This is a genomic window from Cryobacterium roopkundense (assembly GCF_014200405.1).
Taxonomy (GTDB): domain Bacteria; phylum Actinomycetota; class Actinomycetes; order Actinomycetales; family Microbacteriaceae; genus Cryobacterium; species Cryobacterium roopkundense.
In genome coordinates, this window is sequence record NZ_JACHBQ010000001.1 from 2,999,707 (window position 1) to 3,022,441 (window position 22,735).

General features: G+C 65.6%; 21 protein-coding genes and 1 tRNA gene. 11 read left to right on the forward strand and 11 right to left on the reverse strand.

Going from position 1 to position 22,735, the window contains the following annotated elements:
* Positions 1-134: 134 nt before the first annotated feature.
* Both tmk and topA read right to left on the reverse strand, forming a co-directional pair.
* Entirely contained in the window at positions 135-752 is a 618-nt protein-coding gene (gene tmk / locus BJ997_RS14060) for a dTMP kinase (protein WP_035837565.1), read from the reverse strand.
* Complete coding sequence (gene topA / locus BJ997_RS14065) at positions 749-3,763, reverse strand: type I DNA topoisomerase (protein WP_035837563.1); 3,015 nt, start codon at positions 3,761-3,763, stop codon at positions 749-751. The genes tmk and topA overlap by 4 nt, the downstream gene beginning before the upstream one ends.
* A gap of 195 nt (positions 3,764-3,958) precedes the next feature.
* Between topA and BJ997_RS14070 the strand changes: the two genes are divergently transcribed.
* Positions 3,959-4,195 (forward strand): hypothetical protein, encoded by a 237-nt coding sequence (locus tag BJ997_RS14070; protein ID WP_035837561.1) that lies wholly within the window; start codon positions 3,959-3,961, stop codon positions 4,193-4,195.
* A gap of 19 nt (positions 4,196-4,214) precedes the next feature.
* Here BJ997_RS14070 and BJ997_RS14075 read toward each other — a convergent pair whose 3' ends face one another.
* From BJ997_RS14075 to BJ997_RS14085, 3 genes are read right to left on the reverse strand one after another with little or no spacing between them, the layout of a single operon-like run.
* On the reverse strand, positions 4,215-4,568 hold the full coding sequence (locus tag BJ997_RS14075; protein WP_035837559.1) for an Rv3654c family TadE-like protein: 354 nt from the start codon (positions 4,566-4,568) through the stop codon (positions 4,215-4,217).
* Positions 4,568-4,885, reverse strand: coding sequence for a TadE family type IV pilus minor pilin (locus tag BJ997_RS14080; RefSeq protein WP_236629046.1), 318 nt, complete (start codon positions 4,883-4,885; stop codon positions 4,568-4,570). The genes BJ997_RS14075 and BJ997_RS14080 overlap by 1 nt, the downstream gene beginning before the upstream one ends.
* A 22-nt stretch (positions 4,886-4,907) precedes the next feature.
* Entirely contained in the window at positions 4,908-5,114 is a 207-nt protein-coding gene (locus tag BJ997_RS14085; protein WP_052542405.1) for a DUF4244 domain-containing protein, read from the reverse strand.
* Positions 5,115-5,259: 145 nt separating this feature from the next.
* Here BJ997_RS14085 and BJ997_RS14090 point away from each other — a divergent pair, with 145 nt between their 5' ends.
* Positions 5,260-5,907, forward strand: a complete 648-nt coding sequence (locus BJ997_RS14090) for a hypothetical protein (RefSeq protein WP_152602255.1) — start codon at positions 5,260-5,262, stop codon at positions 5,905-5,907.
* On the opposite strand, the gene BJ997_RS14095 is transcribed toward BJ997_RS14090, so the two are convergent.
* On the reverse strand, positions 5,904-6,956 hold the full coding sequence (locus BJ997_RS14095; RefSeq protein ID WP_035837555.1) for a type II secretion system F family protein: 1,053 nt from the start codon (positions 6,954-6,956) through the stop codon (positions 5,904-5,906). The two genes, BJ997_RS14090 and BJ997_RS14095, sit on opposite strands and share 4 nt — an antisense overlap.
* A complete protein-coding gene (locus BJ997_RS14100) occupies positions 6,957-8,051 on the reverse strand; it encodes a TadA family conjugal transfer-associated ATPase (protein ID WP_338080928.1) in 1,095 nt (364 codons plus the stop codon).
* A 481-nt stretch (positions 8,052-8,532) separates the two neighbouring features.
* Between BJ997_RS14100 and acs the strand changes: the two genes are divergently transcribed.
* The gene (acs, locus tag BJ997_RS14105) at positions 8,533-10,509 is read left to right on the forward strand and encodes an acetate--CoA ligase (RefSeq protein WP_035837553.1); all 1,977 of its coding nucleotides are present in this window, start codon (positions 8,533-8,535) and stop codon (positions 10,507-10,509) included.
* 61 nt (positions 10,510-10,570) lie between these two features.
* On the opposite strand, the gene BJ997_RS14110 is transcribed toward acs, so the two are convergent.
* Both BJ997_RS14110 and BJ997_RS14115 read right to left on the reverse strand, forming a co-directional pair.
* Complete coding sequence (locus BJ997_RS14110; protein WP_035837551.1) at positions 10,571-11,041, reverse strand: RidA family protein; 471 nt, start codon at positions 11,039-11,041, stop codon at positions 10,571-10,573.
* A gap of 2 nt (positions 11,042-11,043) precedes the next feature.
* Positions 11,044-11,217 (reverse strand): Sp36 family protein, encoded by a 174-nt coding sequence (locus BJ997_RS14115; protein ID WP_169743175.1) that lies wholly within the window; start codon positions 11,215-11,217, stop codon positions 11,044-11,046.
* Between the two features lie 50 nt (positions 11,218-11,267).
* Here BJ997_RS14115 and BJ997_RS14120 point away from each other — a divergent pair, with 50 nt between their 5' ends.
* The 4 genes from BJ997_RS14120 (at position 11,268) to BJ997_RS14135 (ending at position 18,089) form a co-directional block, all read left to right on the forward strand.
* Entirely contained in the window at positions 11,268-13,841 is a 2,574-nt protein-coding gene (locus tag BJ997_RS14120) for a transglycosylase domain-containing protein (RefSeq protein ID WP_052542404.1), read from the forward strand.
* The gene (locus BJ997_RS14125) at positions 13,838-14,896 is read left to right on the forward strand and encodes a metallophosphoesterase (protein ID WP_084141334.1); all 1,059 of its coding nucleotides are present in this window, start codon (positions 13,838-13,840) and stop codon (positions 14,894-14,896) included. Before BJ997_RS14120 ends, BJ997_RS14125 begins: the two co-directional genes overlap by 4 nt.
* 99 nt (positions 14,897-14,995) lie before the next feature.
* A complete protein-coding gene (locus BJ997_RS14130) occupies positions 14,996-15,472 on the forward strand; it encodes a hypothetical protein (protein ID WP_152602254.1) in 477 nt (158 codons plus the stop codon).
* Between the two features lie 280 nt (positions 15,473-15,752).
* Positions 15,753-18,089 carry a glycoside hydrolase domain-containing protein gene (locus BJ997_RS14135; RefSeq protein WP_183323545.1) on the forward strand — a complete coding sequence of 779 codons (2,337 nt, stop codon included), beginning with the start codon at positions 15,753-15,755 and terminating at the stop codon, positions 18,087-18,089.
* Between the two features lie 95 nt (positions 18,090-18,184).
* Here the strand turns inward: BJ997_RS14135 and BJ997_RS14140 are convergent, their stop codons facing one another.
* Positions 18,185-18,997 carry an ExeA family protein gene (locus BJ997_RS14140; protein ID WP_183323330.1) on the reverse strand — a complete coding sequence of 271 codons (813 nt, stop codon included), beginning with the start codon at positions 18,995-18,997 and terminating at the stop codon, positions 18,185-18,187.
* Positions 18,994-20,520, reverse strand: coding sequence for a DDE-type integrase/transposase/recombinase (locus tag BJ997_RS14145; RefSeq protein ID WP_221243938.1), 1,527 nt, complete (start codon positions 20,518-20,520; stop codon positions 18,994-18,996). Before BJ997_RS14145 ends, BJ997_RS14140 begins: the two co-directional genes overlap by 4 nt.
* 179 nt (positions 20,521-20,699) lie before the next feature.
* On the opposite strand from BJ997_RS14145, the gene BJ997_RS21215 reads away from it, so the two are divergent.
* The 4 genes from BJ997_RS21215 (at position 20,700) to BJ997_RS14165 (ending at position 22,669) form a co-directional block, all read left to right on the forward strand.
* Positions 20,700-20,936 (forward strand): hypothetical protein, encoded by a 237-nt coding sequence (locus BJ997_RS21215; protein WP_035840832.1) that lies wholly within the window; start codon positions 20,700-20,702, stop codon positions 20,934-20,936.
* Between the two features lie 605 nt (positions 20,937-21,541).
* On the forward strand, positions 21,542-21,889 hold the full coding sequence (locus BJ997_RS14155; RefSeq protein WP_152602375.1) for a hypothetical protein: 348 nt from the start codon (positions 21,542-21,544) through the stop codon (positions 21,887-21,889).
* Entirely contained in the window at positions 21,876-22,493 is a 618-nt protein-coding gene (locus BJ997_RS14160; protein WP_035840973.1) for a hypothetical protein, read from the forward strand. The genes BJ997_RS14155 and BJ997_RS14160 overlap by 14 nt, the downstream gene beginning before the upstream one ends.
* Positions 22,494-22,595: 102 nt before the next feature.
* A tRNA-Pro gene (locus BJ997_RS14165) sits at positions 22,596-22,669 on the forward strand.
* Positions 22,670-22,735: the final 66 nt, after the last annotated feature.

Here is a 22,735-nt window from a genome sequence, read left to right on the forward strand (position 1 = left end):
GCATCCGCTTCGCTCGATTCCCGCCCTGCTCCGGCTGTCTCCCGAATTCGACGGAGATTCTGGCCAGAACAGGCCGCTGAACCGCGCAAACCGAGCTTAACCGCCGAAATCTCCGTCGAATTCGCGGGGCGGGGTCAGAGCAGGGCGGCGACGCGGGCGCGGATCTGCGCGGCGATGGCGTCGACGGATGCGGAGGCGTCGAGTACCAGAAACCGCTCCGGCTCCGCCTCGGCGAGCCCCAGGAACGCGGCGCGCACCCGGGCGTGGAACTCGTTCTTCTCGGCCTCGAGCCGGTCGAAACGTTTGTTGGCGGCGTCGAGGCGGCCACGGGCATCCGCTTCGTCGAGGTCGAGCAGAATCGTGAGGTCGGGCAGCAGCCCTTCGGCGGCCCAGAGCGAGAGGTCGCGCACCTCCTGGGCGCCGAGCACGCGCCCCGCTCCCTGGTAGGCAACTGAGGAGTCGAGGTAACGGTCCTGCACGATCACCTCGCTGCGCGCGAGGGCGGGGCGCAACTTGGTGGCCACGTGTTGGGCGCGGTCGGCGGCATAAAGCAGTGCCTCGGCGCGCGGGGCAATCTCGCCGCGGTGATGCAGCACGATCTCGCGGATCTCCACGCCCACCTCGGTGCCGCCGGGCTCCCGGGAGCGCACGACGGTGCGCCCCTCGCCTTCGAGCCAGTCGGTGAGCAGCTGGGCCTGGGTGGATTTGCCCGTGCCGTCGCCGCCCTCCAGGGTGATGAAGAGGCCGGTCACTCCCCCGTGCCCGTCGTCTTCGGAGCGGCCTTCTTCGCGGCCGGCTTCTTCACGGCAACCTTGGCCGGCACCGGCGTTGTGCCCGCGGCGGCGGCCTTCTTCGCGGCGGTGGCGGCGCGCGTGGCGGCAGCCTTCTTTGCGGTCGCGGCCTTCGCCGCGGCGGTGGGAGCCTTCTTCACGGCGGGCTTCTCGGCGGCAGGCTTCTTGACCGCGGCCTTCTTGGCCGGTGCCTTCTTGCGCGGCGCGGCCGGTCCCTTGGCACGTTTGTCGGAGAGCAGCTCGACCGCACGGTCGAAGTCGATCTCCTCCACGCTTTCGGACTTCGGGATCGTGGCGTTGGTCACACCGTCGGTCACGTAGGCGCCGAAACGGCCGTCCTTGATCTTGATGGCCTTGCCGCTCTCGGGGTCGGGAGCCTCGAATTCCTTGAGGGCGCTGGACGCGCGACGGGCCCCGTATTTCGGCTGGGCGTAGAGCTCCACGGCGCCGGCCAAGTCGATCTCGAAGATCTGGTCCTCGCTCGTCAGGGACCGGGTGTCGATCCCCTTCTTCAAGTACGGCCCGAACTTGCCGTTCTGCGCCGTGATCTCGGATTCAGTCTCGGGATCCACGCCCACTATGCGCGGCAGCGAGAGCAGGCGCAACGCTGTCTCGAGGTCGATCGTGGCGAGGTCCATCGATTTGAAGATCGACGCCGTGCGGGGCTTATCGGCGGCCGCGACCTTCTTGGCCGCCGGCTTGCGCTTGGGCTTGGGCTTGGTGACTGTCACCTCGCCGGTGGCGGGGTCGACAGTCTCGACAGGCTTCGCGGCGAGAGCTGCGGCGGCGGCCTCCGCGGCCGCGACGGCGGGATCGATGATCGGTTTCGGGTCAAGCTCGGTGACGTAGGGGCCGAAGCGGCCGTCTTTCGCCACGATCTCTTTGCCGTTGTCGGGGTTGAGGCCGATCACGCGGTCGGTGATCACAGGGGCGTCGATGAGCTCGTGTGCCTTGACGGCGGTGAGCTCGTCGGGCGCGAGCTCCGGCGGGATGTTGACGCGGCGAGGGGGTGCATCCGCTGCGGCATCGGGATCGATGACCTCGAGGTAGGGGCCGTATTTACCGATGCGCAAGGTGATTTCGTCGTCAATGGGCACCGAGTTGATGGTGCGCGCGTCGATCTCGCCCATGTTGTCGATCACGTTGCGCAGGCCGCGGTGCTTGTCGCTGCCGAAATAGAAGCTCGTGAGCCAGTCGAGGCGGTTGGCCTCTCCGCCCGCGATGCGGTCGAGGTCGTCTTCCATCTCGGCGGTGAAGTCGTATTCCACCAGGTCGCCGAAGAATTCCTCGAGCAGCCGCACAACCGAGAACGCAATCCAGTTCGGAACGAGCGACTGGCCGCGCGGGGTGACGTATCCGCGCTCGGTGATGGTGGAGATGATCGACGCGAACGTGGACGGGCGCCCGATGCCGAGTTCCTCGAGCTTCTTCACGAGGCTCGCCTCGGTGTAGCGGGCGGCCGGCGTGGTCTCGTGGCCCTTGGCTTCGAGATCGAGCAGCGAGAGCTTCTGGCCCTCTTCGAGCGGCGGCAGCTTCGATTCGGTGGCGTCGGTGGGCGCGTTGCGCTCCTCGTCGCGGCTCTCCTCGTAGGCGAGCATGAAGCCGCGGAACGTGATAACGGTGCCGCTCGCGGTGAATTCTGCGAGCGCACCGGATGCCGCGGGGTGCGTCGACGTGCCGGTCGGGCCGGCCGCAATGGTAACGGAAGCCGTGGAACCTGTAGCGTCTTTCATCTGCGAGGCGACGGTGCGCTTCCAGATGAGGTCGTAGAGCTTGAAGTCGTTGCCGCGCAGGCTCGAGGCGAGCGAAGCGGGGGTGCGGAACGTGTCGCCAGAGGGCCGGATGGCCTCGTGCGCCTCCTGGGCGTTCTTGCTCTTGCCTTTGTAGGCGCGCGGGGAGTCCGGAACTGTCTCGGGGCCGTACAGGGCAGCGGCCTGGGTACGGGCCGCGGTGAGCGCCTGCTGGCCGAGCGACGGCGAGTCGGTACGCATGTAGGTGATGTACCCGTTTTCGTACAGCGACTGGGCCACGCTCATGGTCTGCCGAGCGGTGAAGCGCAGTTTGCGGGCGGCCTCCTGCTGCAGGGTCGACGTGGTGAACGGCGCGGCCGGGCTGCGGCGATAGGGCTTGGAGGCGACCTTGGTCACCGTCAGGTTGACGCCGGGTTCCTGTAGCGCGGCGGTCAGGGCGAGAGCGGATGCCTCGTCGAGCGTCGCCGCCTTCACAGTGGGCTTGAGCCTGCCGGAGTCGTCGAAGTCGCCACCGGTGGCGATGCGTTCTCCGTTCAGGCGCACGAGCTTGGCGTCGAAGCCCTGCTCGGTGTCGGCAGCGGATGCCGCCAGCCGCGCGAGCAGGTCCCAGTAGCCGGCCGAGACGAACGCGAGGCGCTCGCGTTCGCGGTCGACCACGAGACGGGTGGCCGCGGACTGCACACGACCGGCCGAGAGGCCGGGACCCACCTTGCGCCAGAGCACCGGGGAAATCTCGTAGCCGTAGATGCGGTCGAGGATGCGGCGGGTCTCCTGCGCGTCGACGAGGGCAGTGTCAAGGTCGCGGGTGTTGTCCTTGGCCGCGAGGATGGCGTCTTTGGTGATCTCGTGGAAGACCATGCGCTTCACGGGAACCTTGGGCTGCAGTACCTGCAGCAGGTGCCACGCGATGGCCTCGCCTTCGCGGTCCTCATCAGTTGCGAGCAGGAGTTCGTCGGCGTTCTTCAGAGCTCGCTTGAGTTCGCTGACGGTCTTCTTCTTGGCATCGGAGACCACGTAGTACGGCTCGAAGCCGTTCTCCACATCAACCGAGAACCGGCCGAGCGTGCCCTTTTTGAGCTCGGCGGGCAGGTTTTTCGGCTCGATGAGGTCGCGAATGTGTCCGACCGAGGACAAAACCTCGTAACCGTCGCCCAGATACGCCGCGATCGACTTCATTTTCGTCGGCGACTCGACAATGACCAGCTTCTTAGTGCCTGGCACCAGACTCCTCTTTATACGTAGTGGCCAATTGATGGGCCAAGGCACACCATACACACCTGAATGGAGTACCCGCCTAATCGGGGGCCACTCGGGGCGCTCTCGGCGAGCTCCCGGCTGCCTCTCGGTTGGCCCCCGGTTGGCCCCCGGTTTGAATCCGGCCCTTGCGAGTTCCCCCGCGTTGAGGACAATGGTGCCATGGGAACAACGCAGGGCACCTACACCGCGAAGCTAACGGATGGCCCACTCGAAGGAAAGACCGTCACCACAGCGTTCCTCGACACCGGGGATCCGCAGCCGCGGATCGAGATCCCGGCCGAGTCGGGTAAGAGCTATCTGTACACGCGCGGAGCCGGCCTGGAATACGAGGGGTCGGAGACTCCCGTGCGGCCGACCGCCGTTGAGTACCGCTTCTCGGAAGCCGTGTTCGGATAGCGTCAGCTCCGGCTGAGCCTCAGCCGGACGGCTGGGCGGGTGGTCCTGCCCGCGCGGTCGACCCCAGCGTGAAGACGAGAAAGCCTCGCTGCACGCTCACCGAGGCGATCAGGCCATCCACGGAACATCTCGAAACGGATGCCTCGTTGAGCCTCGCCGCCTCGGCCGCCGCCGCGCACGGGTAACCGGCCACGAGCCCGGAGACGGTGTCAGCGGCGGCGAGCGCCGCAGCATCCGCTGCATTCTGCACCGACTGCGACACGGCGAAGGCCGCGAGCAACGGCAGCAACACCGCGGTGAGCGCCACCGTTGCGCCGAGCAGGGCCACCGCGAGCACAGACCCTGCCCCGGCCTCGCCGCCCGCCGCCCGCATCACAGGCCCCCGGCGAGGGCGCAGGAGCTCGCCTCGAGCCGCAACCCCCACGCCGAGAACGGCCCGAAACCGCTCGCGGCTTGGACCGTCGCGCAGAGGAATTCCCCGTTCGGGTGCGCCGACACGTGCGCGCCCGGAACCTGAGCCGCCACGAGGGCCGCCACCCGCTCGGTGGAATCCCCGCGGGCGAGCGCACGGGCCGCGTCGGCCGCCGCATCCGTGAGGCGAACCTGCTGGCCAATTACTTGCACGGCGCCGAGGCAGCAGCCGAGCACGAGCACCACGGCTGGCAGCACGGTGGCCAGCTCTGCGGTCACCGTACCGGCCTCGCCACTCGGGTTAGCCCACCGACAGCGCACGACGCACCAGGTCCGTGAGGATGGAGCGCACCTCGTCGCCGCGCAAGATCACGATCAGCAGGCCCGCGAAGCCCACTGCCGCCATCGTGGCCACGACGTATTCGGCCGTTGCCGCGCCCGTCTCGTCGAGGCGCCTCGGGAGCCAGTTCCCGGATCGCAGGCCCGTCTTCTGTCGCTGCACAATCATCGCTTCGTCTCCTTCTCTCGGTGTGGCGGCACGAGTGAGACCACTGTGGCCCACGCCGGGGCCGCGCGCTGCGGCATCCGCTGATCGGTGCACAAGTCGTGGTCCGAGCCCAGGGTGGAGGAGCAATGGGACTAATCTGGGCGGCATGAGCGCAGGATGGGTGTCTGCACGGGTTCGAGGGGCCAGCGTGCTGCTGCTCACGGGCGGCGCGCTGATGGCCGCCCTGTGGCTGATCTTCACGACAGTGCACGGCCCTACGTCATTCAACGAAGACAATCCGTTTCTTGGCGGATCGATGTTCTTCTGGGGCATGCTGCTCGGCGGCATTCCCAACCTGCTGATCGCGGCCGGGCTGATCAGCGTCGCCGCGCCCCTGTCCCTCGCGACCGGGCGGATGGCGCGGGCCGGCTTCATCCTGCTGCTGATCGGCCTGGTCGTGCCGGCGGTCATCGATCTGGCCATCCGTGCCCTGGGTGCGCCACTCCTTCTTCCCCTCGCCGCGGCAGGGGCCCTCCTGCTCGCAACAGGCAACCTGAGCAATCCCCGGGTGAGCCGGCCGAGCCGCCTCCTCGTGCTGTTGATCGGGGTTCTCCTCACGACCGCCTTCGCCTTCCCCCTGCTGCCGATGACCCTCACCGATCCCCTCGGTGGCTTCCGGATCTACGGCGCGCTCGCGCACCTCGGGGTCGGTATCGGCTGGGCGCTGTTCGGCCTCACCGTCCTGCGGGCGCCCCGAGCCGGGCAGAGCAGCCGGCCAGACCCTGACCGCTCCGTCACAGGGCACGGCGACTAGAAGGCGCCGAGAGTAGACGACAGGATCGACATCACGAGTGGCACCACGCCCACTAGCATAAACGCTGGCAGCACGCAGAGCCCGAGGGGCAGCATAAGGGTGACACCGAGGGACTCCGCGCGCCGCTGACCTGCGGTTCGCGCGTCGCGGCGCAGCTGCTGCGCCTCACTGCGCAGCAGCTCTGCAGCAGGAACCCCGGCACTCTCGGAGAGCTGCAGCACGCGGGTGACGGCTGGCTCATGACCCAAGATACCGAAGCGCTCCGTGACGGCGTGCACGATGCCGCGGGCGCGGGGAACCGAGCCGCCGCCAGCCATGGCGATGGCCGTGAGATCGAGCAGCAGGCCGGGCGTCGCATCCGCCTGGCCGGCCGAGCGCACGAGGGCACGATTCCACCGCTGGGCCACGAACATGAGCCCCGCTCCGGTGAGCAGGCACAGCCAGCCGGGCACCGTGAAGAAGAGCATGTGCAAGGCATCGAACCCCATGAGCACGCCGACGAGGAGTCCGCCCACCGGCAGCGCCATCACGAGGCGCGCGGTGGCGGCGGGCCCGGCGAGCGCCACCTGCAGGTCCCGATGCAGCTGGCCGAGCTCCCGAAAACTCGCCGAGAGCTCGCGCAGGCACGCCGCGAGGGGCGCTCCCGACTGGGTGGCCACCTCCCAGGCCGCGGCGAGGCCGAGCCAGGCGTCACCGGTCTGCCCGCCGAGCGCGCGGGCCTCGGCCGCGACCGCATCGGCGACGCTTTCGCCGTGGGAGCCCGCCTGGGCCGCCGCCGCAATGACGCGCACGGGCGCGGGTTCCGATGCGCTGCCACGGGGCTCCTCGTGGGCCCGCGGGGCATCGCCGCGCCCACGCTGCCCTGGCAGAGGCTGGTCTGCGTTTTCGCGAACCTTGAACGCGTCTCCCAACGGGCTCGTGGGGCCTGCCGGAAGAAGGTACCCCCAGGCGGAGACGGGCGACACCCCGGCCGAGAGCAACACGGCCAGCCGTTGGGTGACGGCCGCGATCTCGTCGAGCGGCGCGGCATCCGCTTGCCGACGCCTCATCTAGACCACGGTCAGGCGATCACGGGCGTCCAGCCGAAACCGGCCGGTCTGGGTGAGCCGACGCACCCCGCCTTGGCGTTCGAGGTGCAGCACCAGCCCGATGGCGCTCACAGTCTGGCGCGCCACGGCCTCCGGGCTCATGCGGGCGAGGGCGCCGAGTGCCTCCAGGCGCGCGCCCACATCGGCGAGCGAGTTGGCGTGCAGGGTGCCGGCCCCGCCGTCGTGCCCGGTGTTGAGGGCGGTGAGCAGCTCCCGCACTTCGGCGCCGCGGCATTCCCCCAGCACGAGGCGGTCGGGGCGCATGCGCAACGCCTCGCGCACGAGAGCCTCGAGGGTGATGCGCCCGGCCCCCTCCAGGTTCGCTTGCCGCGCCTCGAGCGCCACCACGTGCGGGTGCGCCACCCGCAGTTCAGCCACGTCTTCGATCAGCACGATGCGTTCGTCGGGCGGCGCCTCACCGAGCAGCGCCGCGAGCAGCGTTGTCTTGCCGCTGCCGGCCGCGCCCGTGATCAGCAGGTTCGTGCGCCTGACCACGGCCTCCTGTAATCGCTCGAGCAGAGCGGATGCCGCTGGCCCGGTGCCCAGCAGACCATCGGCGAAGAGGTCGTCGAGACTCAGACGCTCGCTGTGCGGCAGACGGATCGAGAGCAGCGTGCCTGAACTCGACGCCGGCGGCAGCACGGCGTGTACGCGGATTCCGTCGTTGAGGCGCACGTCCACGCAGGGGCTCGCCTCGTCGAGGTGCCGGCCGCCGAGCGCGATCAGGTGCACCGCGAGCTGCCGGGCCTGCGCCTCCGTGCACTGCCAGCTCGGTTCCGCCTTGAGGCCGGCGCCGGCGTCGATCCACAAGCCTGCGTTGCCGTTCACAAACAGATCCGTCACCCGAGGGTCGGCGGCGTACCGACCGAGCGGGCCCAGTCCCGCAACGTTCGGTCGCGCCGTGCGGTGGGCCCGCGCCCTCGCCGGTGGGAGAACCGCAACTGCCGGGAGCGCCTCGCCATCCGCCGGCACGAGAGCCACCGGCACGACGGGCGTCGGCACGGGCGCCGTCGACACGCGATGCTCGGCGTCGAACTCGGCAGGAGCAGGACTCACCGTATAAGAAGGTACCGCCACGAAAGGTTCGATCATGCGGGCGACATTACGTCGGATGGCTCCCGGCCGTACGGCCGGAATCTGATTCCGTGCGCAACCCGCTGGCCCTCCTCCTGTGGAGGAGGAGCCGTTCGCCGCGACCGAGAAAACAGTGGCAGTTGCCAGCTTAAAAAGAAGGGGGCGGCACCTATTGGGGGGAACAGGTGCCGCCTAGCGATGCGTAGATTGGGGGGAACCGTACGCATCGCTGGCCAGAACTTTCGCTCTGACGGATATCAGTGTACAAGGCATGAGCAGAAGTGCAAGTCCTAAAAGCCCCCCTAAATCAGGCCCCCTGCTTCGGGGGCCCGCGGCAGGCAAATTTGTGAGTACAAATAGGCGCGAAAATATCTCGTCGTGAAGACACCTTCGTTGGCGGTATGGTTCACTTGTGGCGAGCCCACGCCTGCAGTATCAGCATCGCAAAGGAGCGACACCTTATATGAGCGTTCAGATTGATCACCTCCACAGCGAATCCGGTTCACGTCGGTTCGCGCCCACGGCGGAATTCTCCGCCCAGGCCGAAGCCAGCCCGGAACTCTACTCCGATGCTCAGGCGGACCGCCTCGGCTTTTGGGCCGACCAGTCCCGCGAGCTGCTCCACTGGCACAAGCCCTTCACCAAGATCCTCGACTGGACGAACCCGCCGTTCGCCAAGTGGTTCGACGACGGAGAACTCAACGTCGCCTACAACTGCCTCGACCGTCACGTGGAAGCCGGCAACGGCGATCGCGTCGCGCTGCACTTCGAGGGCGAGCCCGGCGATTCCCGCGACATCACCTACGCGGAACTAACCGCAGAGGTCAAGCGCGCCACCAACGTTCTTATCAAGCTCGGCGTCAAGAGCGGCGACCGGGTAGCCATCTACCTGCCGATGATTCCCGAGGCCGTCATCTCGATGCTCGCCGTGGCCCGCCTCGGCGCCGTGCACTCGGTCATCTTCGGCGGTTTCAGCGCCGAGAGCCTGCGTTCCCGCATCGACGACGCCAACGCCGTTCTGGTGATCACGGCCGACGGCGGCTTCCGCAAGGGCCGCATCTCCGCCCTCAAACCGGCCGTCGACGCCGCACTGCAGTCCGGCGATTCCTCAGTGCAGAACGTGCTCGTCGTCAAGCGCACCGGCCAGGACGTGGAATGGAACGACCGCGACCTCTGGTGGCACGACGAGCTCGCATCCGTCGAAGCCGAGCACGTGGCCGAGGCCTTCCCGGCCGAGAACCCGCTGTTCATCCTCTACACCTCGGGAACGACCGGGGCGCCCAAGGGCATCCTGCACACGAGCGGCGGCTACCTCACCCAGGGCGCCTTCACTCACAAGAACGTCTTCGACCTCAAGCCCGAAACGGATGTCTACTGGTGCACCGCCGACGTCGGCTGGATCACCGGACACACCTACGTGGTCTACGGCCCCCTCGCGAACGGCGCCACCCAGGTGTTGTTCGAGGGCACCCCGGATTCCCCGCACCCCGGCCGCTGGTGGGAAATCATCGAGAAGTACAAGGTGAGCATCCTCTACACGGCGCCCACCGCCATCCGTACGTTCATGAAGCTCGGACGTCAGATCCCGCAGAAGTTCGATCTGACCAGCCTGCGCGTGCTCGGTTCGGTGGGCGAGCCCATCAACCCCGAGGCATGGATGTGGTACCGCGAGGTCATCGGCGGAAACATCACCCCCGTGGTCGACACCTGGTGGCAGACCGAGACCGGGGCCATCATGGTCTCCGCGATCCCGGGCCTCACCGAGACCAAGCCCGGCGCAGCCCAGGTTGCCATCCCCGGCATCGCGATCGACGTTCTCGATGACGACGGCACCCACGTGGGGCACGGCAACGGAGGACTCCTCGTGGTGACCGAGCCCTGGCCGGCCATGCTCCGCGGCATCTGGGGCGACCCCGAGCGCTTCAAGGAGACGTACTGGGACAAGTTCGAGGGCACCACGGGCGCCAAAGACGGCCCGCTGTACTTCGCCGGCGACGGGGCACGCCTCGACGACGACGGTGACATCTGGCTGCTCGGGCGCGTCGACGACGTGATGAACGTGTCGGGCCACCGTCTCTCGACGGCCGAGATCGAGTCGTCGCTCGTGGCGCATCCGCTGACCGCGGAAGCGGCCGTCGTGGGCGCCTCTGACGAGGTGACCGGCCAGGCCGTGGTCGCGTTCGTCGTGATCAAGTTCAGCCAGGCCGAGACGGCCTCGCACGAGGACATCAGCGCTGTTCTGCGGGCGCACGTGTCCCAGCAGATCGGAGCGATCGCCCGCCCGCGCGAGATCTTCATCGTGGACGAGCTACCGAAGACCCGTTCCGGCAAGATCATGCGTCGCCTGCTGCGCGACGTAGCCGAAGGCCGCGAGGTGGGCGACACGTCGACCCTCGCCGACACCTCGGTGATGCAGATCATCACGCAGAAGATGAAGTAACAACTTCACCGAGAAAGGCCGCTTCCCCAACCGGGGAAGCGGCCTTTTCGCGTTCGTCGGGTCAGGCGAAGGCGACGATGAACTCGATCTCCACGGGGGCGTCGAGCGGCAGCACGGCAACGCCCACGGCGGAGCGGGCGTGCTGGCCGCGCTCCCCGAAGATCTCGGCGAGCACCTCAGAGGCGCCGTTCACGACGCCGGGCTGGCCGGTGAACGCGGGGTCGGACGCCACGAAGCCCGTCACCTTGACGATCTGCGTAATGCGGTCGAGCGACCCGATCGCGCCCTTGATCGCGGCGAGGCCGTTGAGCGCGCACTGGCGTGCGTACTCCTTCGCGTCGGCGGCGGGCACGAGACCGTGGCCGTCGCCGACCTTGCCGGTGGCCGGCAGCGCACCCGCCACCATCGGCAGCTGGCCGGCGGTGTACACGAGCGAGCCGGCGACGATGGCCGGAATGTACGCGGCGACCGGAGCCACAACTGGGGGCAGCTCGATGCCGAGCTCATGCAGGCGCGCTTCAACCTGTGACATGGCTAGGCGCCCGCCACGGTAGCGGATGCGATGGGCCGCTTCATGTAGGCCACCAGCCCGCCTTCCGGCCCGGTGACGACCTGCACGAGCTCCCACCCGTCAGAGCCCCAGTTGTTCAGAATTGCGGCGGTGTTGTGAATCATCAACGGCGTTGTGAGGTACTCCCAGGTGGGCATGTGTCTCCTATTGAGGCGGATATCCAGATTTGTCGCTTACGCTCAAGTCTATGTCTGCCAAAAAACGCACGATGAGCGGGGCCCTCGCGGGGTTCCTGGCCTTCATCGGTATGAGTGTCGTCGCCGGGATTCTGGTCACCGCCGCCGTCACCCCCGCCCTGGCCCTGTCGGGTATGGCCGCCAGCAACACGATCAACGTGTTCGAGAACATGCCTGACTACCTGTCCATCGATCAACTGGCACAGAAGAGCAACATCTACGCCAAGCAGGCCGACGGCACGCCCGTGCTGCTCGCCTCCTTCTACGAGCAGAACCGCGTGGAGGTGTCCTCGGACGCCATCAGCCAGTTCGCGAAAGACGCCGCCGTCACCGGTGAGGATCCCCGGTTCTTCGACCACGGCGGCATCGACCTGCAGGGAACCGTTAGCGGCGCCGTCACCACGCTCGCCGGCGGAGCGACTCGAGGCGGGTCATCCATCACGCAGCAGTACGTGAAGAACGTTCTCGTGCAGAAGTGCGAGGCGCTCAACGACCCCGAGGCCCGCACCACCTGCTACGACGACGCGACCGAAATCTCGATCGACCGCAAACTCAAGGAGATGCGCCTCGCCATCGGCGTGGACAAGAACTACGCCAAGGAAGACATCCTGCGCCAGTACTTGAACATCACCGGCTTCGGCGGAACTGTGTACGGCATCGAATCGGCCGCGAACTACTACTACAACACCACCGCTGCCGCCCTCACCCTCCCCCAGGCCGCGAGCCTAGTGGCGATCGTGAACAACCCGGTGCGCTTCCAGCTCGACAAGCCCGACAGCGAGACCAACGGCGCCGCCAACGGCTACGCCGCCAACAAGGTGCGCCGCGACTACATTCTCGGCGAGATGCTCGAGTACAAGAAGATCTCTCAGGCCGACTACGACGCAGCCGTCGCCTCGCCCATCGAGCCCGTGATCACGACCTCGGCCACCGGCTGCCAGACCGCCGGCTCAAGCGCGTTCTTCTGCGACTACGTGACGCACATTCTCAAGACCGACCCCACCTTCGGTGAAGACGAAGACGCCCGCCTGGCGAACTTCCGTCGCGGCGGCTACAACGTGTACACGACCCTCGACCTCGACCTGCAGAACGCCGCGGTCGCGACCCTCGACGAGAACGTTCCGAAGTCCTTCACCAACTGGGACGTGGGCGGAGTGGTCTCGAGCGTGGGAGTGGGCACCGGCAAGGTTCTCGCGATGGCCCAGAACAAGGACTACACGCAGGACCCCAACCAGACCGGCGCCAACTTCACCGGCATCAACTACAACACCGATCAGAACGCCGGCGGCTCGATGGGATTCCAACCGGGATCGACCTACAAGGTCTTCACCCTGGGCGAATGGCTCAAGGAGGGACACACCCTCAACGAGCGGGTCGACTCGGCACGAAAGTCGAACTGGGGCACCTTCACGAATACCTGCGGCGAGACCTCTTTCCCGGGCTTCAACCCGCGCAACGACTCCTCGGGCGAGAACAGCCCCAACTACAGCGCCCTGCAGTCCACGATCGGGTCCATCAACACCGGCTTCATGGGCATGGCCAAGAAGCTCGACCTCTGCGGCATCATGAAAACGGCCGAGGCCTTCGGCGTACACCGTGCCGACGGCGGCGCGCTCGATAACCGCCTGAGCTCGGTGCTCGGAACCAACGAGATCGCGCCGCTCACCATGGCCACCGCGTTCGCCGGCATCGCCAACAACGGCTCCACCTGCTCGCCCATCGCGATCGAGTCGATGGTGGGCGCCGACGGCACCGAACTTCCCGTGCCGACGTCGACCTGCACGCAGTCGGTCGAGCCCGAGGCGGCCGCCGGAATGACCTACGCCATGCAGCGCGTGATGACGAGCGGAACAGCCCAGGCCTCCAACGGCTCCACATCCCCGCGCGTTCCGATGATCGGTAAGACCGGTACCACTGACGACGCGAAAGACACCTGGATGAGCGGCGCGAGCAGCAAGGTCGCCACCGTCGTGGGCGTCGTCAATGTCAGCGGAAAGTACAAAAGTCAGCGCAGCACCCGCTTCCCAAGTGGTATTCGCGCGTCAGATGCCCGTCACCGCATGTGGCCCGACATCATGAGCGTCGCCAACGCCAAGTACGGCGGAGACACCTTCCAGGAGGCGTCGAACACAGTGCTGCGTGCCGTTCAGGTGGCCGTTCCCGACCTTCGCGGCAAGACCATGGCCGAGGCCCAGTCCACGCTCACGGCGGCGGGCTTCACCTTCGCCGACGGCGGAGTGGTCGACTCCGAGATGCCCGCCGGAACCGTGGCGAGCACCGACCCGGCTGGCGGCTCGAACGCCGACCGAGGTTCCACCGTGACAGTCTCGTCGAGCAACGGCACCGGGGTAGTCGTTCCCGACGTGGTGGGCAAGACCGAGGCCGAGGCGCGAGCCATTCTCAGCGCCGCACCCTACAACTTCCAGGTGGCGACGGGAGAGCAGGCAGTCACGGAAGCCGGGCAGAACGGCAAGATCGTTTCGATTGATCCGGGTGCCGGAACGGGAGCCACGCCGGGTTCGACCGTCACGATCGTGATCGGCAAGATGGCGGCACCCGCCGCTGCGCCCGGAGGCAACGGATGACCCGGGTCAGCTCCGCAGACATCCTCGACCTTCTGAAGCTCCAGGACGCCGTGAACGCGGGCCGACCGACCGCGAAGCGCGTGGGCGGCGGCCAGATCGTGGCCGCGGCATCCGTTCTGGTGGGCGCCGCCGGCCTCGCAGCCTTCGCGTGGGGCTCGCTCGTGGAACGCAGCCGGTTCACCCTGCGCGAGGTAAGCGTTCCCGTACTCGCTCAGGGCTCCGCGCCCATTCGGGTGCTGCACATCTCCGACCTGCACATGGCCCCGTGGCAGAAAGACAAACAGGACTGGATTCGCAGCCTCGCCGACGTGAAGCCCGACCTGGTCGTGAACACCGGCGACAACCTCGGCCACGCCGACGGCATTGACGGCGTGGAGTACGCCCTCGCGCCGTTCCAGGATGTGCCAGGAGTCTTCGTGAACGGATCGAACGACTACGTCGGGCCGCAGGCGAAGAACCCGTTCCGCTACTTCGGCGGTCCGTCGAAGCGGCGTATGGGCAGCACCCACGAGACGCTCGACACGGACCGCCTGCGTGCAGTGTTCGCGAACCTCGGCTGGACCGACATCAACAACGCGGCCGAAGCGCTCGACCTGAACGGCACTCACGTGGAGTTCTTCGGCGTGGACGACCCGCACATCGGGCGTGACCGCCTCGACCTGATCACGCGCGCGATCGACGACCTGCGCGCCAATGACCCGCTCTCAGACGAACGCTGGCCCGACCCCGGCACGGCCGCCGAGCCGCGGCCCACGGTGACGATCGGCGTGACGCACGCGCCGTACCAGCGGGTGCTCAACTCGCTCGTGAACCACGGCGCGCAGCTGATCCTCGCCGGGCACACCCACGGCGGCCAAGTTTGCGTGCCCGGTTTCGGCGCACTCGTGACCAACTGCGATATTCCGCGCAAGCAGGTGAAGGGGCTCAGCCTCTGGAACCTCGGGCTGCGCACCGCGTTCCTGAACGTATCGGCCGGGCTCGGAACCTCCATCTACGCGCCGGTACGCTTCGCCTGCCGGCCAGAGGCGACGCTGCTCACCCTCACCGCCGCCTGACCCGGACGCCCCATCTGCGACTCTGTGGCCTTCTTGGGGTAGACGCGGGGTCTACACTGAGCGTGAGTGCAGATGCGCTCGCACGACAGGGGGATATGAATGAGTATTCAGAAGAAAATAACTATGTCGGCCGCCGCTCTGGGGCTGGGCATGGTCATGTTCGCGGCAACCGCCGCACCGGCGGCCACGGCGGCGCCAATTCTGGTCAAGACGGCCAACAGCACGCAGTACTGCAATGAGCACTACTACGACAACACGTGGCAGCAGTCTCCGCCAAACCAGGCGATGTGGTGCCAGGTACAGGGCGGACCGGCTGCCGCCGGTGGCTATGCGGGTACTCGCGACGGCGTCATGGGAACGAACAGCTGGATAGGGCTGCAGAGATTTCTGCAGGACTACGGCTATCAGGGCCCTCTGGACGGCTCCCCGGGAACCAACACCTACCGGGCCATGCAGAAGTTCGCAGCCGGGAGCGGTGCCGAGCCGTCCTACACCGGACCCCAGGACGGGGTGATGGGCCCCAACAGCTGGAAGGGCTTCGCCTACAACATGAGGATTCAGTTCTTCGGTCTCTAGATCCAAATAGGACGTTTCAGCGTGCAGCGGAGGGGCGCCACCACAGTGCCCCTCCGCGAGCGAATGTACGCTCGTTTGCCTTCGACCGAGGCATCCGAGTGTCGCCCATCCGCTGACTCCTAATCATCTCGTGGGCTATCGGCGCCCAAGCTCGTCGTACCGTCCAAGACCTGTCGTCACGCCAAACCGGGTCATTACTTCTCACAGTCCCGTGCCGATCCGACCGTCTAATCAGACCTGCCCACCGGCACTGGCATCGCTACGCCGAAAGGCCACCAACATGGACCCTAAAGTTCTCGCAGCCCAAACGTGGGTCAACGACACGTACGGTCAAGTGCTCGGTTATCAGCCGTGTCCCGAAGATGGCCACGTGGGGTGGTCTACCTCCTATTCGCTGATCATGGCCCTTCAGCACGAGCTCGGGATCTCGCCGGTCGTCGCGAGCTTCGGCCCGACCACAGTGGCGAGACTCGAAGCACTCGGCGAAATCGGCCCCGGCTGGAATGTCAACAGCAGAATCGTGCGAATTATCCAGCATGGGCTGTTCTGCAAGGGATATTGGGGAGCCAACACCTACGGGGAGTTCGATTCCACTACTGTCGACGGCGTCAGAGACCTCCGAGTCAATATGGGAGTTCCCTACGATGCAGCCGGCATCTCCTCCTCGACCGTCAACGCGAAGATATTCAGATGCATCCTGAACATGGATGCTTACGTCGTGCTCGCGAGCGGCACTGACAAAGTCCGGGTGATTCAGCAGTGGCTCAACGGACGATACTGGCACAAGGATGCTTACAGCATCGGTCCGTGCGATGGGATCTACTCTCGTGATGTGCAAAAGTCCTTCCTCATTGCTCTGCAGTACGAACTCGGGATCGCTGCTCCCAACGGGTACTTTGGGTCGGGGACCCAGGCTGGACTTAAGACGCACACAGTTCGCGAGGGCGATTCGGGGATCTTCGTGGAACTATTCTCGGCGGCCTGTGTGTTCAACGAGCCGGTTCCGGTGGGCGACGTGCTGTGGCGCTCAGCCCAGAGGTCCGTGTTTGATGAGCAGCTCGCACAATTTGTGGCAGCCTTCCAAGGCTTTTCACAGCTCTCCGTGAGCAAGGAAGGGGACTTCCCGACGTGGGCGCAATTGCTCGTCTCGATGGGAGACCCCGAGAGGCCGGCGAATGGCTGCGACACTCGGTTCGAGATCACGGCTTCTCGTGCCGAATGGTTGGCCAACAATGGCTACCAAATCGTCGGCCGGTACATCTTCGATCCGCCGGATTCCAGTCTGGACAAGGAAATCAAGCCTGGCGAGCTCGCAACCATCTTTGACGCGGGGATGCGCGTCTTACCCATCTATCAAGACAGCGCACGCATCCTTGCAGATTTCACCTACGCGCAGGGCTACCAGCACGCACTGAATGCGCATGAGCTCGCGTCAGGTTACGGTTTCAATCGAGGCACAGTCATCTATTTTGCTGTAGATTACGACGCCACCCAGGAAGACATCACGGCCTCGATCATTCCCTACTTTCAGGGCGTCCAGGGCGGACTGGCGTACAACGGCAAGCAGTACGTGCATGGGGTTTACGGCTCCCGCAATGTCTGTGCGAACGTCACAGAGAAGACGTTCGCACGCCATTCCTTCATCTCAGGAATGTCCTGGGGATTCTCCGGAAACCTCGGGTTCCCCCTTCCGACCAACTGGTCATATAACCAGATCAAGGAGTTTGAAGTCACGGTGGGATCGGACCAATTTGATCTCGACAACGATGTGTGGCGAATCGAGAACGGCGACCCTGGCCAGTCTTCGGTAAATGCACCCATTGGACCGGCGGACGAATTTATCGACTACGTGGATCGCTTGTACGACTGTGCCCTCGAGTACGGCACGGGCAATCCGAGCCAGCTCGTGATGGAGTACATACGCCACGTCCGCTATAACGATTGGAAGTGGGAGGGCCTGATCGGGGCCGTCGATGACGACTTCATCACCTACGCGAACGGCCGAGGATTCACCGTCATGACTGACTTTCAGGACCCGTTCACCGGTTACACGGTCGGCACGGAACACCTGATGGCCACGGCCAATGCCCAACTACTTGTTCCGCAGCCGGAAAACCCCAAGAGCGTCAATGCCGGGGACATCGGGGGCTGGGGCGGTGATCTTCTCACCTTCTACGCCGACTGGCGTGATGCAGCGGACAGCTATTCGTCCGGGTATACATTCTGCATGGAGAAACTTGCGACGCCTGGCGTGACGACCAGTTTCGGATTCACGGACTTGATCGAGGATGCCGACGGCTATCTCATGGCACGCAAGGTAATGGCCGGAACCGATATCGTCACGGCGGTCCGCCAGCACTACAACGAAGACGGGGGTCTTCGGCGGTTCTCCGACTACTACCAGCAACGGTTCACAAGCGCTGACGATTGCCACTTCTTGGCACACAATATATTGACCGCCGCCGATGACGGGAAAGTAGTCGCGGCGCAGGTGGGACTCATTGGCATGCACGAACCGCCGGCTGCTATGCCCTACAGCAAACTCGAGGAGTTTGAAAGCGGCTTCGCTGACACGTGTCGCCCGTCGCGTTGTTTGACGATGGCGGCGTCATCGTGAGTGACGATAGCCGGGTGTGAAAAGGCCCCGCCGGTGGATTTCGGCGGGGCTTTCATCGTGATGGTGACGTGGTGGTCGTCAGGGGTGACGCGACCTCATTCGCTGTTCTCGGTGATCGCCGATTGTGCGGCGGCCAGGTCGACGATTGCTTTGTCGGCGGCGTAGGTCGCGATCAGCGCGGCGACGGCGAGGTTGTTGACCGCCCGTGGATATCCCCTCGAGGCGAGGTGGATCGCTTGGATGGCGTCGTCGGAGAACAGCGGGTCTGACCGGCCAGCGAATTTGAGGTGTTGCCGGATGTAATCGGTTGTGTCGGCGGCATTCATCCCGGTGATTGTGTAGCATGTGGAAATGCGTTGATCCAATGCCGCGAGCACGGCAAGTTTCAGGCGGCGCCGCAGGGTGGGTTGGCCGATGAGGAGCATCGCGAAGTGCGACCCGGTATCCATTGCCACGTTCGTCAACATGCGTAACGATTCCAGGTCGGTGTTGGTGAGCAGGTGCGCTTCGTCGATGACGACGACGGGCAGGCGGGCTCGTTCGTCGAGTTCCCCGGCGAGTAGCGCCGCGGTTTGCGAGGACAGCACTCCGGAGAAAAACGCCGGGGTCCCGCCAAGCGCCGTGACGATCTGAGTGTGGATTCCACGCATCGTGATCGTCGGGTCGGGGATGTAGATGATCTGGTGCCGGGAGGGTTCCAACTGGGCCAGGGCCGCGCGGACGGCGACGGTTTTCCCGGCGCCGACTTCACCGCTGATCACGCCGAGCTGGCGTTGGCTGACGCACCAATCGATGCGGGCGATCGCTTCCCGGTGCGAGGGGTGCGGGTGCAAGGCCTGCGGCGGAATATCGCGGGCGAAGGGCATACGCGTGAAGCCGTAGTGCGATTGCAGGGTGTCGATACTCATCGGGCGGCCTCCGAAACTGTCGGCACGAAGACGACCTTCCTCGCCGCCGGGGTGGATGCTTTCACGAAACTAATCGGTTCCCCAGCCATCGTGCCCTTGTGCCGGGTCTCCACCAGGCGCAGGTAGTCAATGCCGGAGGCCGCATTCCGGGCACCGGTGTCGGCCTCGTCAGCCGCCGCGGTCGCGGCCTTCTTGTGAACGTGCCGGCGAATTTCACTCAGTACGGCGATGCCGGCCGGGACGCCGTTCCCGGCCGAGACGGTGATCAGCCCGGCGAGGTCGAAGGGGTCATAAACCAGCTCCACTCGTTTGCCGACGAGGAGCTGATCCACTTGATACGTGTTGGACTGCAACGACACCGTCGCGGACTTCGTCACCGTGCGGATCGCCGACCACTGGAACGCCTCCGCAATGACGGTTTTCTCCTTCCGCACCGGGCGTCGTCCCGCCCAGCCGGCATCCCAGCGCTGCACCGGTGTTTGCCCTGTCGTCGAATGCGTGGCCTGGTGATAGACCATCTCCACCCACGACGTGAACAGAGCATTCATCTCTTCCAGCGTGGTGACCATGCTGCCCACCCCGGCATCTACTACGCCGGTCGTGGTATCGACGGTGGTGATCTCGGTGAGGAACTGCGAGTTGACGGTGTTGAAGAACCGCTCGATCTTTCCGCGGCCCTGCGGCCGATACGGCTTCGAATGCGTCAACCGGATTCCGAGGCGCGCGCAGGTCCGCGAGAGCGACTCATCAACAAAAGCGCTTCCGTTATCGACGTAAATCGTCCCGGGAATTCCGCGCGCTTCCAACGCCGGGCGGAGGGCCGCGGTGAGGCGGACGGAGTCTTCGGCGTAAGCCCACCGGCCCGCCGTCACCATCCTGGAGTGGTCGTCGAGGAACGCGAACAGATACGTCTTCCGCCCATTGATCCGCGGCCCGTGCAACCCGTCACCGACCCATATTTCATTCGGGTAGTCCGCTTCAAACCGGCCGAAAACCTCCCGCACCCCGGTCGAAAGTTCCAGCGTGCGGAAGTGCCGCAGCAGCGTCGACTCCGACGGAGCATCACCGAGCGTGTCGATCATGATGCGCCGCACCTGCGCCGAGGTGCGGGCGGGCCGCTCCCTCTTCAACGTCGCCGCCAACGACAAGATCTGCGCCGGCGTCACCGCGCCCTGCGCCCGGCCTCGGGGTCTCAACGCGTCGAACCCTCCGCGCCGCCACTGCCTGATCCACCGATCAAGAGTGTCCTTGCTGACCGTCACCGTCCCGCCGAATGGACCCGGATGCACCAGCCCTGCCAGCGCTCGAACCATCGGGCCGCGCTGCCGCGTCGTCACACTGTCATCGGCGGCGTCCCGGATCAGGTGGTAACGAAACAGCGCGATCTTCTCCGTCCGTCCGCGGCGCACCGCCGAAGCAGACGGCGGTCCCGCCGGCGGCGGCGGGACGAGCAAAGCATCGGCTGGCTCCGCTGGGGAAGCCCGCGGCGAAACGGGGAGCAATGCCGGGGAAAGTGCGGGCATGAAGAGTCCTCTCAAACAGTGAACACACCCATCACAGGGATATGGCAGGCGCTCCTGCCACTGTTGCCGCCCACCACGGACGGCATAAGGGCCAGTTGGTGTTGGGGACCGCCGCCCACCAGCTCCGGCAAAAAAACAGCCCGTTGGTCTGAGCGATCGCCACCTGAACCCACGCCACCGTGACGGTCGCGACGAACCGGCGAGCCAGCCCCCGTGCATACGCCATCAACGCCGACAACGCCTCACCCGAAAAAGTCCCAGCAGGCCTTGGCCAGACGACCACCGCATCGGGAGCATCCCGCACCAACAACCCCGTGAACCGTTCACCCATCGCCGCGGCCGAAGCGGCGAAAGCACGCAACCAACCACGAACCGTCGAAACCGGTCTTCCGCAGTCCGCAGCGATCCTCCGATGACCCCAACCCAAAGCAGTCTTCGCCTCGATCGCCGCCGCAATCACCTCGGCGGTATCTGCTCGCCGCGCGGCCAACCGCACCTCCAGGAGCACATGCGTGCCCTGGCAGGCCGTGCACCGAGACCGACGCGGGCGAAGGCCCCGCGGCACCCAATCTGTGCCGAGGCCCTCACGGATCACACGCGCCCGAGCCCACCCCCACGGGCGCAAACGGCCACCACAATCGGGGCAGGCAACCCGCCCGACCCGAAGGTCCAACTCGACAACAACAGAATCATGACTTACCGTGAGCATCAGCGCGGCCTTACGCGTTAGAACGGCCCGGCGTGATCCTTCAAGATTGCACGCCGGGCCATTCGTCTATCCGGACATCGTCAGCCTGACGCCGCCGACAACCAGAAACCAAATCCAGGCGCACTAAACCCATCGTCACCGACCCCGACGCCTACGTCGTCACCCCACGAGACGCACAACAACACGCTGCTGGCCAGAACCGGAATGGAAGCGCAATTGATAACCACGTACACAGAAAGCCAAAACAAGTACCTTCGGCAAGCCACGGGACGTGCAGCGACGCGTCGGGCAGGCTGAACGAAGATGCGGCGGGTGCATCCCTTCATCTGGTTCGTCCTTGCCCTCAGCTCATTTGTGGTGATGGTGGCCACCTTTGTCGTTGGAGCTGCAGCGTCCGGTCTGGATGTCGTTGAGAAATGCGCAGAGGCCGGCCAGAGCATCGACAGGGCGTATCTCGAGGAACACAGGCGGGAGTTCACGAGAATATTCCCCATGCACAGCATGTGCAGCGCGACCTTTGATTTAGTCCCGGCCTGGGTCAATCCTGTCCTCCTCATAGCTGCTGTGCTCACCCTCGTGCTGTCCACTTCCTGCATCGTCTCCACTATCGCGCGCGCGAAATCACGCCACCAAGGAAGATCCGTTCATGAAGAATCTTGAATTCACCCGCCGCAGCTTTCTGGGTATAACCGTCGTTGTCTCAGCCGCACTAACGCTTCCTACCCGCACTCCTGCAGCGATCGCTGCCCCGATCAACGGATGGGGTGGGTCCCAGTCGGCGAATGGGTGGCCTATTCTCGCGACCGCCACGCTCTTTCGCGTCGAAGGATGCAACGAATCCGTCGGCTTGGCTCAGGGAGACTCAGCGACAATCCTTCTCTACGTAGCGCGCCGCCTCAACTATGAGATCAACACGCTGCGGGACGGCGAGATTACCGGGCACTCGACGAACCGTGCCGTCGCTCAATCGTATGAGTCGAATTATCTTTCCGGAACGGCGATCGCTGTGCACCCGGCGCTTTACCCGGTTGGGGCCAGCGGGCTCTATTACCCTAACGAACTCGCCGTGATCCGGAACATACTTGCCGAAGTCGACGGCACAGTCGATTGGGGTGGGGATGCAGCTGTGGCCAAGGAATCGCATTTCCAGATAGCTCTCCCCCCAGGAGACCGACGGATCACCAACACGGCAACAAGGATCCGTGGGTGGGACCAAGCACCCGGCCGCACGGGGGCCGGTGCTGTGAACGCGTTCGACGCCTAAAAAAGTTCCTTCGCGTGGGTCGTTTCCGGAGCGGCACGCATCACCCCTCGGTTCGCGGCGGAGGCCCCGGAGGCTCTATACTGATTGAGGCCCACGGGCCATCGGGGTATGGCGCAGCTTGGTAGCGCGCGTCGTTCGGGACGACGAGGTCGCAGGTTCAAATCCTGTTACCCCGACAGTAAAATATAAGGCCTCCATTCAGTCGAGTGGGGGCCTTATAGTTTTCCCCGACACCCTTAATT

Excerpts from the sequence above, each read along its gene's own strand:
- BJ997_RS14070 (WP_035837561.1), top strand. The coding sequence starts at position 3,959 with ATGGGAACAACGCAGGGCACCTACACCGCGAAGCTAACGGATGGCCCA.
- BJ997_RS14130 (WP_152602254.1), top strand. The coding sequence starts at position 14,996 with ATGAGTATTCAGAAGAAAATAACTATGTCGGCCGCCGCTCTGGGGCTG.
- BJ997_RS14075 (WP_035837559.1), bottom strand. The coding sequence starts at position 4,568 with ATGCGGGCGGCGGGCGGCGAGGCCGGGGCAGGGTCTGTGCTCGCGGTG.
- BJ997_RS14110 (WP_035837551.1), bottom strand. The coding sequence starts at position 11,041 with ATGTCACAGGTTGAAGCGCGCCTGCATGAGCTCGGCATCGAGCTGCCC.
- BJ997_RS14140 (WP_183323330.1), bottom strand. The coding sequence starts at position 18,997 with ATGAGTATCGACACCCTGCAATCGCACTACGGCTTCACGCGTATGCCC.
- BJ997_RS14115 (WP_169743175.1), bottom strand. The coding sequence starts at position 11,217 with ATGCCCACCTGGGAGTACCTCACAACGCCGTTGATGATTCACAACACC.
- BJ997_RS14135 (WP_183323545.1), top strand. The coding sequence starts at position 15,753 with ATGGACCCTAAAGTTCTCGCAGCCCAAACGTGGGTCAACGACACGTAC.
- BJ997_RS14090 (WP_152602255.1), top strand. The coding sequence starts at position 5,260 with ATGAGCGCAGGATGGGTGTCTGCACGGGTTCGAGGGGCCAGCGTGCTG.
- BJ997_RS14085 (WP_052542405.1), bottom strand. The coding sequence starts at position 5,114 with ATGATTGTGCAGCGACAGAAGACGGGCCTGCGATCCGGGAACTGGCTC.
- BJ997_RS14145 (WP_221243938.1), bottom strand. The coding sequence starts at position 20,520 with ATGCCCGCACTTTCCCCGGCATTGCTCCCCGTTTCGCCGCGGGCTTCC.
- BJ997_RS14160 (WP_035840973.1), top strand. The coding sequence starts at position 21,876 with ATGAAGAATCTTGAATTCACCCGCCGCAGCTTTCTGGGTATAACCGTC.
- acs (WP_035837553.1), top strand. The coding sequence starts at position 8,533 with ATGAGCGTTCAGATTGATCACCTCCACAGCGAATCCGGTTCACGTCGG.
- BJ997_RS14120 (WP_052542404.1), top strand. The coding sequence starts at position 11,268 with ATGTCTGCCAAAAAACGCACGATGAGCGGGGCCCTCGCGGGGTTCCTG.
- BJ997_RS14095 (WP_035837555.1), bottom strand. The coding sequence starts at position 6,956 with ATGAGGCGTCGGCAAGCGGATGCCGCGCCGCTCGACGAGATCGCGGCC.
- BJ997_RS14125 (WP_084141334.1), top strand. The coding sequence starts at position 13,838 with ATGACCCGGGTCAGCTCCGCAGACATCCTCGACCTTCTGAAGCTCCAG.